This is a genomic window from Streptomyces sp. XY006 (assembly GCF_002237655.1).
Classification (GTDB): Bacteria; Actinomycetota; Actinomycetes; order Streptomycetales; family Streptomycetaceae; genus Streptomyces; species Streptomyces levis.
In genome coordinates, this window is record NZ_NOKT01000001.1 from 72,091 (window position 1) to 88,105 (window position 16,015).

Sequence of the window (16,015 nt, forward strand, 5' to 3'; positions counted from 1 at the left end):
GAGGCGCTAACGCTCGGATCTCACCTGCTGGGCCTCGGCGCTCTCGCCGTCCCGGGACGGGGCCGCGGGCAGGATCGCCTTGAAGCGTTCGAACGTGCGTGTGATCTGCTGGAGCGGGGACGCGGCGGGCGCGTCGGGCGACTGCTCGCGCGGGGGAGCGGCCGCCGCCGTCTCCTGGTAGGCCGCCAGCGCCTCGTGGGCGCGTTCGGCCGCCTCCCGGTACAGGTCACGCGACTTCGTCATGGCCTCCAGCGCCTCGGCGTACATGGCCACCAGGCCGCGCTGGCGGTCCAGCTCCTCCTGGAGCGTCAGCAGGTGCCAGTCCTCGCGCAGCGCCCTGAGGGGCTCCTCGGCGCCGACGGGCAGGGGCCTGGGCAGCGCGGCGAACCGCCGGACCGTGTCCACCAGGTCGGCCGGCTCCGAACCGTCGAGGAAGACCGCCCGCACGGAGAAGTCCCGGGCGTCGTAGCCCTCGGGTGCCGGGGTGCCGGGCAGCACCACGGCACCGCCGCGCGGCACCTCCACGCCCGCGTCCCGCAGCGCCCAGTTCAGCCCGCGCAACTGCTGCGGCGCGGCGCGGTGCTCCACCACGCGGTGCCGCAGCCCCGGCGGCAGCCAGCGCGCCAGCGGCACCCGGCCGCGGTCGTCGGTGGTCATCGCCTCGTGGACGACCACATGGATGTGCCACCCGCCCCGCACCGCACCGCGCAGCAGGCGCCGGACCTCCTTGTCGTCCCGGGGCAGGGGGTTGATCTCGCCGAGGGACAGCTGCGCGGTGGCGTCCTGGTCCCAGGCGGTGTCCGGCTCCTGCGGCCAGAACAGCGCGGCGGGGGACGGCCAGTGGTCGCACCACGGCTCCTCGGCCTCGGCGGCCAGCAGCCACTCCTGGCGGTCGTCCGCCCCGGCCGCGACGCTCAGCCGGGCGCGCACGGTCACACCGTCGCCGGCCCGCCAGCGGGCCTCGAAGACCCGCTCGGCCGGACCGGTCTCGGCCTCGGGCAGCTCCAGGAAGTCGTCGATGTCCCGGTCGTCCTTGCGCCGCTGCAGCGAGCGCCGGAGGACGTCTTCCGCGGCGCCTGAGGCATGGCGGCCGCGCGCCAGCCACACCGTGGCGGGGGTCAGGGGGCGGGCGGTGTCGGATGTCGGCATGGGTCCATCTGTAAGCGGGAGTACGTGCGCCTGCCAGTATCGTCACCGCAGGCAGGTGGGTGTGACCCGGGGTCACGCAGTCCCTACCCCGGCTGCGCCGCGGCATGTGTCCCGGGCGCGGCGCGGTGCGGCATCCGGCGGCGCCCGGCGGTGGAGCGAGGGGCGCGGCAGCTGCGCCGCGCGCACGGGGTGTGCGCGCCGCGCGCACATCGGTGGATCTCACTCGTGGCCCCGCCGGCGCGCGGTCCCGACAATGGTGCGCACGAGCAGGGCCCGCCCTCCATCCGCATCGGGACGGGCCCTGCTCGCCGCGCGTCCGCACGGGGCGAGCACCTCCCACTGGCGGGGGCGCCCGCCCACCCCGCTCGCCGGCCGCGGAGACGACGCAGCGCGCAGAAGCGTCTCGTTCTCCTTCAGCAGACGTCTTGCTCCTCTTATCGGAAGAAGCGCCGTCCTGCCCCGTCCGACCCGCACGCCCGGTGTACACGCCTGGTCCGGTCCGCCGGCCGCCCTGTAGACCGGTGGTCGTGGCTGCGCGTCCCGGCCCGGAGAGCGAAGCGTCTCCGTCCGGCCCGAGATGCTCCCGCGCACGCCGCGATCCCCCGCACGTCGTACGGCCTGCAGTTCCGAACGCCGCGTCACCACAGGGCACACACGGCTGAAGGAGAGTTGAGACAAGTGGGCAAGGACAGCGCGACCAACCCCGTCGGCCGGGCCTACCTCGGCGACGTGTTCATGCGGCACCCGCTCACCACGAGGAACCAGGAAGAGCTCGACATCGCGGCCAAGGCCGATTCCATCCTGGAACGGAACCTGAAGTCGCTGAAGAGAACCCCCGAGGGCGGAGGGGAGCCGATCACTCCGGTGGGCTTCTCCCTCAACGGCGTGCGGTACGGCCGGTTTCCCGAGGAGGAGAACACGGCGCTGGAGCGCGGATGGCGGGCCTACATGAATCTGGGCGTGCCGCTGATCGAGGAGCAGAGCGACATCCTCCAGCCGCCCCCCGACATGCTGTCCAAGCAAACCTACGTGAACGCCACCGACCCCATCGAGATCACCGCGACGGACACGGTCGAGTTCTCGGTCTCGAACACGATCAGCTGGTCCCTCCAGGGCACGGTGCAGCTCACGTTCGGCGCCAAGGCCACCGCGTCGGTGCAGGCCCAGTTGCAGAAGGCCATGGCGCTGAACCAGTCCCAGAAGACGACCGTGAAGAACAGCAAGGACAACGTCGGCGTCGACAACGAGTCACAGGTCCAGGCGACGGGGACGACGACGGCGTCGAGCACCGTCACGGGGACCGGAGAGTTGTCGGCCCAGCTGATGCTCGGGATCACCGCATCGGTCAGCGGTTCGCTGACCACCGCGTGGAAGCACACCTCGTCGCTGAGCCTGAAGGTGCCCAGCCGGGTCGACGTCATGGCCACCACACGACGGCAGATCAGGCGTTTCGACTACGCGATCCCGGTCACCTTCGGCGGGTGGGTCGCCCTGTACTACCCGGAGCCGGTGCCCGTGCAGTGGACGCCTCCGCAGGCGGCGACCCCGCGCCATGCGCAGGTCATCGCCTGGCCGCTCAGTGAGATCGCCCATGCCAGCAACTACTTCGACATGGCGGACGAGAACAGGCGCTTCCTGCAGAAGGGCGTGGCCGAGGTCGTCGCCGTCAGGGTCGGCGAGCACCGGGTGTTCCAGCCCGAGAAGATCGACTACGAGAGCCAGAAGCAGCCGCTCTGACCGCCTTCGGTGTCACCGTCCGTCGAGGAGATCGGGAGACAAGGCCGTGTCCTTCAAGAACGTGTTCGATGCCGGTGGGAGCGAAGCCGGTTCCGCCAGGAAAGCCGCCGACGACCTCAACCGCGACACCCCCGGCGCCGACGGCGTCTCGGGCGATGTGCGCGATCTGGAGAACGAGCGCGATCCGGGGGTGATGCGCCAGACGGCTCACGGGGCCTTCGCCGTGATGGGGTTCCTCGGCCCTCTCCTGCAGAAGTTCCAGGACGTCTCCGCTGCTCAGCGCCAGGTCGCCGAGGACCCCGGTGCGACGTCCGGGATGGCCGCGTCGGCCGTGAAGGCGGCCGGGCCGCCGAAGGTGGACCTCAGCCCCGAGGACCTGCCGAAGCCGGAGGACCTGGCGAAGATGATCGGCAGCCGGACGAGCTTCGCCCGGATCGCCACGGGCCTGGGAGCGTCCGAGGGCCTCGCAGTGGACCCGGCCCGGAACACGGCCTATGTGGCCGACCGGGCCGGCCGGAAACTGTCCGCGGTGAAGCTCGACACCGGCGCCCACCACGTGGTCGCGAGCGGCCTCGGCGACCTGGGCGACGTGGCGGTGGACGGCGAGGGCACGGCCTACACCACGGACTACGCCGGCGCCCGTCTGCTCGCGGTGGACCTCTCCAGCGGCACGTCCCGCAAGGTCGCCGACGTCCCGGGCGCGTACGGCGTCGCCCTGGACGGCGTGGGCACGGCGTACGTCGCCAACTGGGCCGACGGGCACCTGGTCGCGGTCGACCTGGGCAGCGGCGGGAAACGGACGGTCACCGAGGCCCTGCCGGGCGGCATCGCAGGGGTGGCGCTGGACGGGCAGGGCAAGGCGTACGTCGGCCGGCGGGAGGGCGGCGGCGACCTGTTCGAGGTCGACCTGGCGGACGGCACCCACCGCCTGGTGACCAGCCTGGACGGGGCGAGCACCGTACGCGTGGTGCTCGACGGGACCGGTCGGGCCTACACCTGTGACCACAGGGGCGGGCGCCTGTACGAGATCACCCTGGCCGATGGCGCCCAGCGCGTCGTGGCGACCGGTCTGGGCGTCTGCGAGGGCCTCGCCCTGGACGGTGCCGGTGACCGGATCCTCGTCAGCAACCACGCGGGAGAGCTGTGGCAGATCTCCCTGCGCGCGGCCCGGGGCCTGGGCGGCGTCGGCATGGTGGTGGTGCCGCCGGAGCGCAGGGCCTGACGGATCGGCACCGGCGGGCGCCGCGCTCCGGCGGCGCCCTTCCGGCCGGTGCCGAAGGCCGTCCGCCGCCGGTTGCCAGGTCGTGCCGAGGCCGCACAGCGTCGTGTCCCGGTCGTTGCCGGCGCACGCGCGCGCGTCACCGTCTCGAAGGGTGACGGGCGATCCCGGTTTCCGCGGCCGGTGTGCGAGGCTGGAGCCGCGTGGATCGACGCAGAGAGAAAGGGGACGCGCCATGAGCGACGTCGAGGAGAGGGCGCTGCTCGCGGGTGGCTGCTTCTGGGGGATGCAGGAACTGATCCGGTCGCTGCCCGGGGTCGTGCGCACCCGGGTGGGCTACAGCGGTGACGACGGCAAGCCCCACCCCACCTACCGGGACCACGGGCGGCACGCGGAGTCGATCGAGATCGTCTTCGACCCCACGGCCACCGACTACCGCGCGATCCTGGAGTACTTCTTCCAGATCCACGACCCGACCACCCGCAACCGGCAGGGCAACGACGTGGGGCTCAGCTACCGCTCCGCCATCTTCTACCTGGACGACGAGCAGCGGCGCATCGCGCAGGACACCATCGCCGACGTCGAGGCGTCCGGGCTGTGGCCGGGCCCGGTGGTGACCGAGGTCGTACCGGCCGGTCCCTTCTGGGAGGCCGAGCCGGAGCACCAGGACTACCTCCAGCGCTACCCCGACGGCTACACCTGCCACTTCCCGCGCCCGAACTGGCGGTTGCCCAAGCGCGCGGAGTCCTGAACCGCGCGCCCCACGAGCGCGGCCGGGAAGGTCCTCCCTCCCCGGCCGCGCTTGTTTTCTGCTCCTGCCTGGCGCTCGAGCCGGGCCTGTGACGCGGTGAGCCCTCGGCAGGTCACCTTCTCGACCGGTGACGAGCTGCCCGCGCGGCGTCACCGCCTCAGCCGCTCTGCCGGAGCGTCCTCCTGCGGGCGCGGTACGCCGCCGCCTTGATCCTGTTGCCGCAGGACTCCATGCCGCACCACTGCCGCCGCATGCCGCGGGACCGGTCGAGGTAGACCCGGGTGCACTCGGCGTCCCCGCACTCCTTCATCAGGGGCACGTCCGGGCCGCTGAGCAGCTCCACCGCCTGCCGGGCGACCGTGGCCAGCGCCTGCTCCGGAGTGGCGTCGGTGTGCCGGCCCGTCAGCGTGAGCTGCGGCGTCACCGGGGCCTTGCGCGCGGCGGCGTTGAGCACCGCGAGCGCCTCCCGGTCGAACTCCTCGCCGAGGCGGCGGTTGGTGACGAGCCGGTGGACCGCCTCGCGCACGGCGACGGCCGCACGGACGTCGTCCTGCTCCGCGGGAGTGATCGTGTCCACGAGCCCGGACTCCAGATACCAGGCGTTCAGTCTGTCCGGCGTCGTGAACATCTCGCACCGCGTCGAGCGCCGGGCGCGCAGCGTCGCGGCGAAGTCCAGCGCCGGGTGCCCGCAGACGAAGACATGATCACCACGATTCACCTCACCATCCTGACGGGTGACGGTTCGGCCGGGCAACGACACGTCACCGTGCAGGCCGGTGACCGCCCCTACGGGCATGGCCGCTGTCGGTCGTCGCCGCCATCCGTGCCCAGACGGAGCTCACGGCCCTGCCACCGTCCCCGCAGCCGGCGGTCGTGGCTCGCGACCACGATCGCACCCGGCGCGGTGCCCAGCGCCTCCTCCAGTTCGTCGCACAGCCGGGGGGAGAGGTGGTTGGTGGGTTCGTCGAGCAGGAGCAGTTGCGGCGGGCGGGCCACCGGCAGCGCCAGGTCCAGGCGCCGGCGCTGCCCGACGGACAACTGCCCGACGGGCTGGTCCAGGGCCGCCTCGGGCAGCAGACCGAGCAAGGCAAGCGGCACCCGCTCGGCCCGCTCCGGGCCCAGCGACAGCCGATAGGTGTCCCGGACCGTGCGGTCGGGCCGCTCGAACACGGAATCCTGGGCGAGCAGCCCCACCGTCACCCCCTCCCGCCTGCGCACCTCGCCCTCGGCCCGCAGCCGCCCGGCGAGCACGGCGAGCAGCGTCGACTTGCCCGTCCCGTTGCCGCCGGTGACCAGCAGCCGGTCCGCCGCCGGCACGTCCAGGGCGCCCAGGGCGAGCCGCCCCGGCACCCGCACGTCACGCAGCGACACCAGAGGCCGCGGGTCCTCCTCCGCGGGGGCGGCGAGTTCGACGGCCGCGAACCGCAGCGGCCGGGGCGGCTCGGCGACCCGGGTGCGCTCCAGCTCCGCCAGCCGCCGCCCGGCGTTGCGCACCCGGCGGGAGATCTGGCTCTGCACCCGGCCGCCTCGGTGGCCGTAGCCCATCTTCTCGTTGTCGCGCGGCCCCCGGTCCGGAGCCACCCGGCGCGCGGTCACCCCCGTCGAGTGACGCAGCGCCTCCCACTCCTGCCGCTCCTCCTCGTACCGCCGCTCCCAGCGCTCCCGCTCGGCGCGCTTCTCACCCAGATAGGCGCTGTAGTTGCCGCCGTAGCGCACCGGTCCGTGCACCGCCGGATCGAGGTCTACGACATCGGTGCAGACCGCGTCGAGGAACGCCCGGTCGTGGCCGGCGCACACCACGGCCCCGGGCAGGGCGCGGAGCTGCTCCTCCACAAAGGCGGCGGCATCGTCGTCGAGGTGGTTGGTGGGCTCGTCCAGCAGCAGCGCGGACGGGCGCCGCACCAGCAGGGCCGCCAGGGCCAGCCGGCCGCGCTGCCCGCCGGAGAGCGAACCGAGGGTGCGGTCGTGCCGCAGCGCGCCGAGTCCCAGCCCTTCCAGCACCAGGGCCGCGCGGCGGTCGGCGTCCCAGGACTCCCGGTCCTGAGCCTGTTCGAGCCGTCTGCCGTAGGCGTCCAGGAGCCGCTGGTGACCGGGGTCGTCCCGGGGCACCCGGGCGAGTTCCTCCCCGAGCCGTTCGAGCTCCGAGAGGTCCTCGCGGGCCTCGCGCAGGGCCTCGTCCAGCACCGTGGCGAGGGTGGCGCCGGCGTCGAAGGGCATCTCCTGGTGGAGGAAGCCCAGGTCGGCGGGGCGCGAGACGCTTCCTCCGTCGGGTTCGTCCACGCCGGCGAGCACGCGCAGGAGCGTCGACTTGCCGACGCCGTTCTCCCCGATCAGGCCGATGCGCCGGCCGGGGGAGGCGGTCAGGCAGACGCCGTCGAGGACGCGGCGCCCGCCCAGGACGCGGACGAGGTCGTGGGCGATCAGAGAGGGCTGGGTCACAGGTATCCGTCCCTGGGGTGATCGAGCGGGTCGGCCCGCCGGGCGCACGGCCGCGGACGCGGGCCACTGCCGGTCCGGCGGATCACACCGCGGACACCCCTGCCTCCGTGAGCCTGCCGTCCTCCAGCCGCAGCAGGCGGCCGACGCCGATCTCGGCGAGGAACCGCTCGTCGTGGCTGATCACCACGAAGGCGCCCCGGTAGGAGTCGAGGGCGCTCTCCAGCTGGCCGGCGCCGACCAGGTCGAGGTTGTTGGTCGGTTCGTCGAGCAGCAGCAGGTGCGGAGCGGGTTCGGCGTACAGCACGCAGGCGAGCGTGGCGCGCAGTCGTTCGCCGCCGGAGAGCACCCGGACGGGGAGATGGGCCCGGGCGCCCCGGAAGAGGAAGCGGGCTAGCAGGTTCATGCGCTCCGCCTCGGGCCGCCGCGGGGCGTAGGCGGCGAAGTTCTCCGCGACCGTGCGGTCCTCGTCCAGCAGGTCCAGGCGCTGCGAGAGGTACGCGATCCGGCCGTCGTTGCGCCTGATCTCCCCGCCGTCCGGGGTGAGATCGCCGGTGACCAGACGCAACAGGGTCGTCTTCCCTACGCCGTTGGGCCCGGTCAGCGCGATCCGCTCGGGGCCCCGGATCGTCAGGTCGACACCGCCCTCCGCGAACACCGGTCGGCCGCCGAGGCGGACCTGCATCCCCTCGCCGAGGAAGAGGGGCCGCCCGGCGGGCACTTGCGTGTCGGGCAGGTCGAGGGCGAGGCGCTGCTCGTCGCGCAGCGCACGCCCGGCCTCGTCGAGCCGGGCCCTGGCCTCCCCGACGCGGGCTTCGTGCGTCTGGCCCGCCCGGCCCGCCGACTCCTGCGCGCCCCGCTTCATGGTGCCCGCGAAGATCCTCGGCAGGCCTGCGTTCTTGAGGTTCTTCGCCGCGTTGCTCGCCCGGCGCTCGGCGCGCTCCCGGGCCTGCTGCATCTCCCGCTTGTCCCGCTTCAGTTCCTGCTCGGCGGTGCGGACGTTCTTCTCGGCGACCTCCTGCTCCGCGCGCACGGCCTCCTCGTAGGCCGTGAAGTCACCGCCGTAGAGGCGGAGTTCGTCGCTGCCGAGTTCGGCGATGCGGTCCATGCGGTCGAGGAGCGCGCGGTCGTGACTGACCAGCAGCAGACAGCCGCCGAAGTCCGACAGCACGTCGTAGAGCTTGTGCCGGGCCTGCGCGTCGAGGTTGTTGGTCGGCTCGTCCAGGAGGAGGACGTCCGGGCGCTTGAGCAGTTGGGCGGCGAGCCCGAGGGAGACGACCTGGCCGCCGCTGAGCGTGCCGAGGCGGCGGTCAAGGGCGAGGCCGGCCAGGCCGAGACGGTCGAGCTGGGCGCGGGTGCGCTCCTCGATGTCCCAGTCGTCGCCGATGGTGACGAAGTGCTCCTCGCTCACGTCACCGGACTCGACGGCGTCCAGGGCGCGGATCACCGCGGCGACCCCGAGCACCTCGGCGACGGTGAGGTCGCCGGTCAGAGGGAGGGTCTGGGGGAGGTGGCCGAGGGTGCCGTTCACCGACAACGAGCCGATGGCGGGCGGGAGTTCCCCGGCGATCAGCTTCAGCAGCGTGCTCTTGCCGGAGCCGTTGGGGGCGACCAGGCCGGTACGGCCGGCCGTGACGGTGAAGGACAGGTCCTGGAAGACGGGGGTGTCGTCCGGCCAGGCGAAGGACACGTGGGAGCAGACGACGGCGGCGTCGGACATGGGGAGCGACCTCGGAAAGGGCGCGGGCAGAGAGAGCTCCGCCCTGGGCAGACGTGGGACAAGGGGGTATGACGAACCGGCCACTTCGGCTGCGCTCCTCGGCGCGTCCGGCGGCCGTCAGATCCGGATCTCACCCGGAGATGTCGTCGTCACCCACCACGTCTGTGAACCCCTCGTTGCACGGTCAAGGCCACTTACAGCGTAACAGCCGGCCCCGCGAAACCGTGGGCTGCGACGAGCCGCCGAGCGTCGTATCCTGCCCGCTTCCGCTCATGCGCGGTCACGCCTCGCCCGCTTCCCTGCACATTCCTTTGGAAAATGCCAAAGCGTTCACCTGGGCCGTGCACCCACCGTAGTGTCGTGCTCACGTTCGCGGGAACGGCCGTGCAGGGGGAGGGGATTCGGCGTGCCCGGAATCGACGAAAGTCTTCTGGAAGCCATGCGGCTGCCCGGTGCCCGGGGGGCGGCGGTGGTCGACTGGATCAGCGGTCTCGCCCTGGGCGCCGTGGGTGAGGCTCCGGGCGGCGACCCGGAGGCGACGGCGGCGGAGACCGCCGAGCTCGCCCGGCTCGCCACGGAGAGCGGCGTACTCGCCCCGGCGGACGCCGGCCTGGGCAAGGAGCCACCCGTGCAGGACCTGATCCTGACCAACACGGACTCGTACCACCTGCTGAGGTTCGTCACCACGACCTTCGACAGCACGGTGTTCCTGCACTTATGGCTCGACCGCACGGACGGCAACCTGGCGCTGGCCCGCATACGGCTGGCCGAGATGGCGGACAGACTGGTGCTCGGATGATCACGCAGATCCTCACCTCACGCACCGACGAACCGGCCTCGGCCCAGCTCGCCACTCTGGCCGAGCGCAGCGCGAGCGGTGCCCTGTCCACCGAGGCGGGGATCGTCTACCTGGCCGCCGGACACGTCGTCCATGTCGAGTCCGCCCACGCACCCGCCCTCGGCGACCTGCTCACGCACAGCGGAGCGCTCGCCCCGGACGGCTGGTGGGAGGCGATCGACCGGGCCGGCCGCCGCTGCCGCGTGGGGCGGCAGCTCGTGGACAGCGGCCATCTCGCCGCCGGAGCACTGGAGTTGTGCCACCTCGGCGCCCTCTTCGACGCGGCGTACTTCGTCCTCGCCCACGACGGACCCGCCCTGCGCTTCCGGCCCGGAGTCGCGCACTGGCTCGGCGCCGTCCGCTCCGTACCGGTGGACACCGTCCTGCGCGAGTCCAGACGTCGCCGCGAGCTGCTGCACCGCATATGGCCCGAACCGGCCGTCGACCGGGCACCGCTCGCGCGCATAGAAGACGCCGGGTCCGCGGACCTGCCCGCCCGCCGCAGCCGGATACTCGCCCAGGTCGACGGCGTCCGCACCGCCGCCCAGATCGCCACAACCCTCGCCTGCCGCACCTTCCACACCCTGGTCGAACTCCGCCGTCTGGCCGCCGCCGGGATGGTCGCCCCGGCGGACCCGGTGGCTCCCGCAGCCGGCCCGGCGGACTCCGTGGCTCCCGCAGCCCCCTCGGCTCCCGCAGCCTCCGTGGTGCCCGGGGCGCCGCCGGCACCAGGCGCGCCGGTGATGTCCCCGGCCCCCGCCGCCGGGTCCCCCGTGCCGGTGCCCGTGTTCCCGGACGAGCCCGAGACCGCTCTGCTGCGACGGCTCCTGCACGCCTTGGAGGCACTGTGATCCGCGCGCGACGACAGCGTGCCGAAAGGAGACTGCTCATGGCCGTCGAGACCGACGTCCTGGACGAACTGCGCGGGCTGCGCACCCGCATACCCCGGCTGACCGGCGCGCTCGCGGCCACCGTCGACGGACTCGTTCTCGCGCACGACGTGCCCGACACCGAGCCGGAGGGACTCGCGGCCCTCACCGCCGCCGCCCTCGGCGTCGCCTACCGCATGACCGACGCCGCCGCCCGCGGCGACTTCCGCGAACTGCTCGTGCGCGGCTCGGGAGGGTACGTCGCGACCTACGCGGCCGGCGCCACCGCCGTCCTCACCCTGCTCGCCGAGGACCGGGTCAACGTCGGCCGCCTCCACCTGGAGGGCCGGCGCAGCGGGGCCCGGATCGCCGACCTGGTCGCCACGCGCGTCGGCCCGGGCACCGGCCGCCACGCCGACCGGCCGGCCACCGCGCCGACGCCGGAGCCGGGCTCCGCGGCCGGGCCCGACACCGAGGAACACCTCACCGCCGCACCCCCGGCCACCGCCACCCGGCCCATCGGGACCCTGCCGGTACGCACCCCGCAGCGCCCCGCCCACCCGTCGCGCCCCCAGGCCGGCACCTGAACCGCCCGGCGCCCGAACCGCCCGGCCCTCGACTGCCCGGCCTTCGCGCCGCCCGGCCCCGGGACGGCCCGCGCCTGAACCGCGGCGCCGCTCCGAACCCCCCGAACGACCACCCGACCAACCGACCGAGGAAACACCCAAGGAAAGGAACCCACCCATGGCCAACACCGAGACCGCGCTGAAGGAATGCCTGGCCTCCATCGACGGAGCCACGGCCGTCGCCCTCGTGGACTACACGAGCGGCATGGCGCTCGGCACCCTCGGCGGCGGCAAGGACTTCAACCTCGAAGTCGCCGCCGCCGGCAACACCGACGTCGTACGGTCCAAGCTGCGCACCATGGAACACCTGGGCCTGAAGGAGGAGATCGAGGACATCCTCATCACGCTGAACAGCCAGTACCACCTCATCCGGCTGCTCAAGGGACGCGGCGGCAGCGGGCTGTTCCTCTACCTGGTGCTCGACGGGAGCCGCGCCAACCTCGCGATGGCCCGCCACCAGCTCCGCAAGATCGAGGCCGACCTGGAGGTCTGAACCGGCACCACGGGACGGGCCCTCCGCCACGGACACGCCGCGGAGGGCCCCGGCACGCCGGACCGCCGCGTCTACGGTGAGTGCATGACGGCACCCCTGGACGTGCTGGTCGTGGGCGCGGGCCCGACCGGACTCGCCCTCGCGACCCAACTGCGCGCGTACGACACCCCGTTCCGGATCGTCGACCGCTCCCTGGACCGCGCGCGGGAGTCACGCGCCCCGGCCATCCTGGGCTACGTGGCGGGCGGCACCGACCTCACGGGCCTGCGCGCCTACCTCGCGCGCTGGCTGCCGAGCGCCTAGTCCGGCAGACCGGCGAGCCACTCCACCAGCAGGCGGCTGGTCTCGTCCGGGCGTTCCTGCTGCACGAAGTGACCGCAGTCGTCCAGGAGGTGATGGGCCGTCAGGCCGGGGAGGGTGACCGGGAACGCCTCGACGGCGTCGGCCAGCCAGGCCAGCGACGCGTCCAGGCGGCCGGCGAGGAACAGCGACGGCTGGGTGACGGGGGCACCGGCGAATCCCGTCAGGTCCTCCCAGTCCCGGTCCATGCTGCGGTACCGGTTCAGGGCACCGGTCATCCCCGTCCGCTCGAACTCCCCGGCGAAGACGTCGAGATCGGCCTCGCCCAGCCACTCGGGCAGACGCCCCTGGGGGAACCGGTCACGCATCCTCCCGCCACGCGCCACGAAGTACGGCCCGGGCCCGTCGGGCCGGCCGGCCGAGGCGGACAGGGCCGTGTAGAACCCGGCGAGCCAGCCGCGCACATCGGGCTCGATCTCCGCCTCGGCGCGGCCGGGCTCCTGGAAGTAGGAGACGTAGAACTCCTCGTCGCCGCCCATGCCCGCGAAGACGTCGCTGGGCCTCGGACCGCCGGGCGGGGTGTAAGGCACGCTCAGCAGCCCCACCGCTCGGAACACATCGGGCCGTACCAGCGCGCAGATCGCGGCGATGCTCGCGCCCCAGTCGTGTCCGACGACCACGGCCGACTCTTCCCCCAGCGCCTCCACCACGGCGACGGCGTCCTCCACCAGGGCGAGCATCCGGTAGTCCGCCACGGCCGCGGGCCGGGACGAGCGCCCGTAGCCGCGCAGGTCGACGGCCACCGCCCGGTACCCGGCCCCGGCCAGCGCCGGCAGTTGGTGACGCCAGGCGTACCAGGACTCCGGGAACCCGTGCAGCAACAGCACGAGCGGCCCGTCCCCCTGTTCGACGAGGTGGACACGGCCGGCCGGTGACGGCACCAGGCGGTGTGTGCGGTCGGCGGCGGACGTCTGCGGCATGGATCCTCCCGCGGTCGGAAAGGGGCGCTCTGCCACCGATCATCCGGCGCCCGTCCGGCCGGACCCGAACGGCGTTGCCGGTTCGGCAAACCCGGCCGGCCCGGCTCAGGCGCCGCAGCAACCGCCGTCCGGCGCCGGGCCGAGCTGGACCAGGCGCGGCGCCGGTGCGCAGCAGCCGTCCTCGTTCCGGTCGGTCTCCGGGGCGTCGAACAGGCCGGATCCGCCGCAGACTCCCGTGGCGGGAAGGGTGAGTTCGACGCGGTCGGCGGACTCCAGGTCGCCGGCGAGCGCGGCGACGACGGAGCGGACCTGCTCGTAGCCGGTCATCGCCAGGAACGTCGGGGCGCGGCCGTAGGACTTCATGCCGACCAGGTGGATGCCCTGCTCGGGGTGGGCGAGTTCGCGATGGCCGTGGGGGTACACGGTGCCGCACGAGTGCTGGTTCGGGTCGATCAGCGGGGCGAGCGCGACCGGTGCCTGGAGACGCTCGTCCAGGCCGAGGCGGATCTCCGACAGGAACGACAGGTCCGGGCGGAAACCGGTCAGCACGATCACCTCGTCGATCCCGGTGAGACGGCGGCCGTCCTCGGCGACCAGGACCAGCGGACCGTCGCCGTCCCGCTCGATCGCCTCGGTGCGGAAACCGGTGACGGCCTCCGCGTGACCCTCGTCGACGGCGGCCTTCGCGGCGAGCCCGAGTGCTCCGCGGGCCGGGAGCCGGTCGGCCTCCCCGCCGCCGAAGGTGGCGCCGGAGACGGGGCGGCGCAGGATCCACACCGCCTTGGTGCCCGACCCGCCGTCCGCCCTGGCCAGGTCGGCGAGGCCGGCCAGGGCGGTGAAGGCGGAGGCCCCGGAGCCGATGACGGCGGTGCGCCTGCCCGCGTACCGGGCGCGCACGGCCGGGTCCCGGAGATCGGGCACGCGGTAGGTGATCCGGCCGGCCGCGGCGCCCTCGCCGAGAGCGGGCAGGCCGCTGCCCCCGGCGGGGCCCGGGGTGGCCCAGGTCCCCGAGGCGTCGATGACCGCTCGGGCGAACAGCCGCTCCTGGCGGCCGTCGGCGTGGCTGACGTGCACCACGAACGGCTGCGCCTCACGGTCGGCGTCGACGACCCGGTCCCGTCCGGCCCGGGAGACGCCGGTGACGCGGGCGCCGGTACGCACCGTGTCGCCGAGGGCGTCGGCGAGCGGCTGCAGATACCGCTCCGCCCAGTCGCCACCGGTCGGGTACGTCGCGGGGTCGGGCCTGGTCCAGCCGGCCGGGGCGAGGAGCTTCTCGGCCGCCGGGTCGGTGAGCTCGCCCCAGGTGGAGAACAGCCGGACGTGCGCCCACTCGCGCACCGCCGCACCCGCGGCCGGCCCGGCCTCCAGGACGATCACGGGGAGGCCGCGGCCGGTGAGATGTGCGGCGGCGGCCAGACCGATGGGACCGGCTCCGATCACGACGACGGGCAGCTCGCTGCTGGACGGGTTCACGACGACTCCCTGCGTATTTCGACATTCGTCGATGTGCTGTGGTCGCCAGCATGGCACTTGATTCGAAGGCCGTCAACATAGACACTCATCGAATCAAGGGCCGCTCTTGATTCGACGTGTGTCAACATAGACGCATGTCGAACGCCAAGCCGCTACCGCTGCTCGACTCCACCGCCGACGGTGTGGTGCCCTGCTGCCCGCCGTTGAACGAGCGCCCGATCACCGCCGAGGAGGCCGAGACGGCCGCGCGGATGTTCAAGGCGCTGGGAGATCCCGTCCGGCTGCGGCTGTTCTCGGCCGTGGCCGCGCACGAGGGCGGCGAGGCGTGCGTGTGCGACATCTCCGACGTGGGGGTCTCGCAGCCGACCGTCTCCCACCACCTGAAGAAGCTCAAGGAGGCCGGACTGCTCACCTCCGAGCGGCGCGGCACCTGGGTGTACTACCGGGTCGAGCCGTCCGTACTGGCCGCGATGGGCCGGCTGCTGACGACGACGGCGCCCACGGCCCGAGCCGCCGCCGTCTGAGCGGCGACCGGGCCGGCGGACGGGGCGGGGCGCACCCGGTCCCTGCGCTTCGCGTCAGGCGCTCTCGTCCCGGCCGGGCATGAAGATGACCGCCACCAGCGCGAGCCCGACCGCGGCGCCGATCAGCTGCATGCCGATGAACCCCGCGACGGAGCCGGGCGCGATGCCCGCGAAGGTGTCGGTGAAGGCGCGGCCGATGGTCACCGCCGGATTGGCGAACGACGTGGACGAGGTGAACCAGTAGGCGGCCCCGATGTACGAGGCGACGGCCACGGGGGCGAACCGCAGCCGGTCGGTGCGGGCCAGGCCGAAGATCAGCAGGATCAGTCCGGCCGTCGCCACGACCTCGCCCAGCAGCAGATGCCCCGCCGAACGGTCGTGGGTGGACCACCGCACCAGCGGCTCACCGAACATGGCGTCCGCCAGGATCGCCCCCGCGATCGCACCGGCCACCTGAGCCGGTACGTACACGGCCACCTCGCGCGCGCCGACCCCGGCGCCGCCGCGGCGGGCCGTCCACCACTCGGCCACGGTGACGGCCGGATTGAAGTGCGCACCGGAGACCGGGCCCAGCAGCGTGATGAGCACCCCCAGGCCGAAGACGGTGGCCAGGGAGTTGGCCAGCAACTGCAGACCGACGTCGCCGGTGAGCTCGGTGGCCTGGATGCCGGAGCCCACCACCACCGCGACGAGGGCCGCCGTACCGACGAGTTCCGCCGCGGCCCGGGCCGTCAGCGGGGGTGTCCGGGGCGGGTTCGACCCCGGGGCGGGGCGCGGCTCGGCGCCCGGGGCGCCGACGGCTGCGGCTGCGGCTGTGGCGGACTCTCCGCCTCGGTCGGGCCCGGTCACCCCGGTGGCCTCGGTCGCGGACAACAGAACTCCTCGGTACGGGGGCGGCGA

The 16,015-nt window shown here is 73.6% G+C and carries 16 protein-coding genes; 9 read left to right on the plus strand and 7 right to left on the minus strand.

The features are described from left to right. Window positions 1-6: 6 nt before the first annotated feature. Window positions 7-1,149, minus strand: coding sequence for a hypothetical protein (locus CHR28_RS00355; RefSeq protein ID WP_094051347.1), 1,143 nt, complete (start codon window positions 1,147-1,149; stop codon window positions 7-9). Between the two features lie 678 nt (window positions 1,150-1,827). On the opposite strand from CHR28_RS00355, the gene CHR28_RS00360 reads away from it, so the two are divergent. The 3 genes from CHR28_RS00360 to msrA all read left to right on the plus strand — a co-directional run bounded on the left by CHR28_RS00360 (window position 1,828) and on the right by msrA (window position 4,856). Then, window positions 1,828-2,886, plus strand: a complete 1,059-nt coding sequence (locus tag CHR28_RS00360) for a gluconolaconase (protein WP_094051348.1) — start codon at window positions 1,828-1,830, stop codon at window positions 2,884-2,886. Window positions 2,887-2,932: 46 nt separating this feature from the next. Continuing rightward, the gene (locus tag CHR28_RS00365) at window positions 2,933-4,108 is read left to right on the plus strand and encodes a hypothetical protein (protein WP_094051349.1); all 1,176 of its coding nucleotides are present in this window, start codon (window positions 2,933-2,935) and stop codon (window positions 4,106-4,108) included. Between the two features lie 232 nt (window positions 4,109-4,340). Beyond that, the gene (gene msrA / locus CHR28_RS00370) at window positions 4,341-4,856 is read left to right on the plus strand and encodes a peptide-methionine (S)-S-oxide reductase MsrA (protein ID WP_094051350.1); all 516 of its coding nucleotides are present in this window, start codon (window positions 4,341-4,343) and stop codon (window positions 4,854-4,856) included. A 157-nt stretch (window positions 4,857-5,013) separates the two neighbouring features. Here msrA and CHR28_RS00375 read toward each other — a convergent pair whose 3' ends face one another. The 3 genes from CHR28_RS00375 to CHR28_RS00385 all read right to left on the minus strand — a co-directional run bounded on the left by CHR28_RS00375 (window position 5,014) and on the right by CHR28_RS00385 (window position 9,012). After that, window positions 5,014-5,652: a CGNR zinc finger domain-containing protein gene (locus CHR28_RS00375; RefSeq protein WP_094051351.1), complete on the minus strand. Its 639-nt coding sequence runs from the start codon at window positions 5,650-5,652 to the stop codon at window positions 5,014-5,016. Further along, complete coding sequence (locus CHR28_RS00380; RefSeq protein ID WP_094051352.1) at window positions 5,643-7,295, minus strand: ABC-F family ATP-binding cassette domain-containing protein; 1,653 nt, start codon at window positions 7,293-7,295, stop codon at window positions 5,643-5,645. Before CHR28_RS00380 ends, CHR28_RS00375 begins: the two co-directional genes overlap by 10 nt. A gap of 82 nt (window positions 7,296-7,377) precedes the next feature. Continuing rightward, window positions 7,378-9,012, minus strand: coding sequence for an ABC-F family ATP-binding cassette domain-containing protein (locus CHR28_RS00385; protein WP_094051353.1), 1,635 nt, complete (start codon window positions 9,010-9,012; stop codon window positions 7,378-7,380). 406 nt (window positions 9,013-9,418) lie between these two features. On the opposite strand from CHR28_RS00385, the gene CHR28_RS00390 reads away from it, so the two are divergent. From CHR28_RS00390 to CHR28_RS00410, 5 genes are all read left to right on the plus strand, one after another. After that, window positions 9,419-9,811 (plus strand): hypothetical protein, encoded by a 393-nt coding sequence (locus CHR28_RS00390; RefSeq protein ID WP_094051354.1) that lies wholly within the window; start codon window positions 9,419-9,421, stop codon window positions 9,809-9,811. Next, window positions 9,808-10,701 (plus strand): hypothetical protein, encoded by an 894-nt coding sequence (locus tag CHR28_RS00395; RefSeq protein ID WP_094051355.1) that lies wholly within the window; start codon window positions 9,808-9,810, stop codon window positions 10,699-10,701. The genes CHR28_RS00390 and CHR28_RS00395 overlap by 4 nt, the downstream gene beginning before the upstream one ends. A 38-nt stretch (window positions 10,702-10,739) precedes the next feature. Further along, on the plus strand, window positions 10,740-11,306 hold the full coding sequence (locus tag CHR28_RS00400) for a roadblock/LC7 domain-containing protein (RefSeq protein WP_094051356.1): 567 nt from the start codon (window positions 10,740-10,742) through the stop codon (window positions 11,304-11,306). A gap of 157 nt (window positions 11,307-11,463) precedes the next feature. Beyond that, window positions 11,464-11,838, plus strand: coding sequence for a hypothetical protein (locus CHR28_RS00405; RefSeq protein ID WP_094051357.1), 375 nt, complete (start codon window positions 11,464-11,466; stop codon window positions 11,836-11,838). Between the two features lie 84 nt (window positions 11,839-11,922). Further along, window positions 11,923-12,141: an FAD-dependent monooxygenase gene (locus CHR28_RS00410; RefSeq protein WP_094051358.1), complete on the plus strand. Its 219-nt coding sequence runs from the start codon at window positions 11,923-11,925 to the stop codon at window positions 12,139-12,141. On the opposite strand, the gene CHR28_RS00415 is transcribed toward CHR28_RS00410, so the two are convergent. Next, window positions 12,138-13,118 (minus strand): alpha/beta fold hydrolase, encoded by a 981-nt coding sequence (locus CHR28_RS00415; RefSeq protein ID WP_094051359.1) that lies wholly within the window; start codon window positions 13,116-13,118, stop codon window positions 12,138-12,140. The two genes, CHR28_RS00410 and CHR28_RS00415, sit on opposite strands and share 4 nt — an antisense overlap. A 105-nt stretch (window positions 13,119-13,223) precedes the next feature. Then, a complete protein-coding gene (locus CHR28_RS00420) occupies window positions 13,224-14,591 on the minus strand; it encodes an FAD-dependent oxidoreductase (protein WP_179272265.1) in 1,368 nt (455 codons plus the stop codon). 134 nt (window positions 14,592-14,725) lie between these two features. Here CHR28_RS00420 and CHR28_RS00425 point away from each other — a divergent pair, with 134 nt between their 5' ends. Continuing rightward, a complete protein-coding gene (locus CHR28_RS00425) occupies window positions 14,726-15,115 on the plus strand; it encodes an ArsR/SmtB family transcription factor (protein WP_094051360.1) in 390 nt (129 codons plus the stop codon). Window positions 15,116-15,169: 54 nt separating this feature from the next. Here the strand turns inward: CHR28_RS00425 and CHR28_RS00430 are convergent, their stop codons facing one another. After that, window positions 15,170-15,988, minus strand: coding sequence for an aquaporin (locus CHR28_RS00430; protein ID WP_256984045.1), 819 nt, complete (start codon window positions 15,986-15,988; stop codon window positions 15,170-15,172). Window positions 15,989-16,015: the final 27 nt, after the last annotated feature.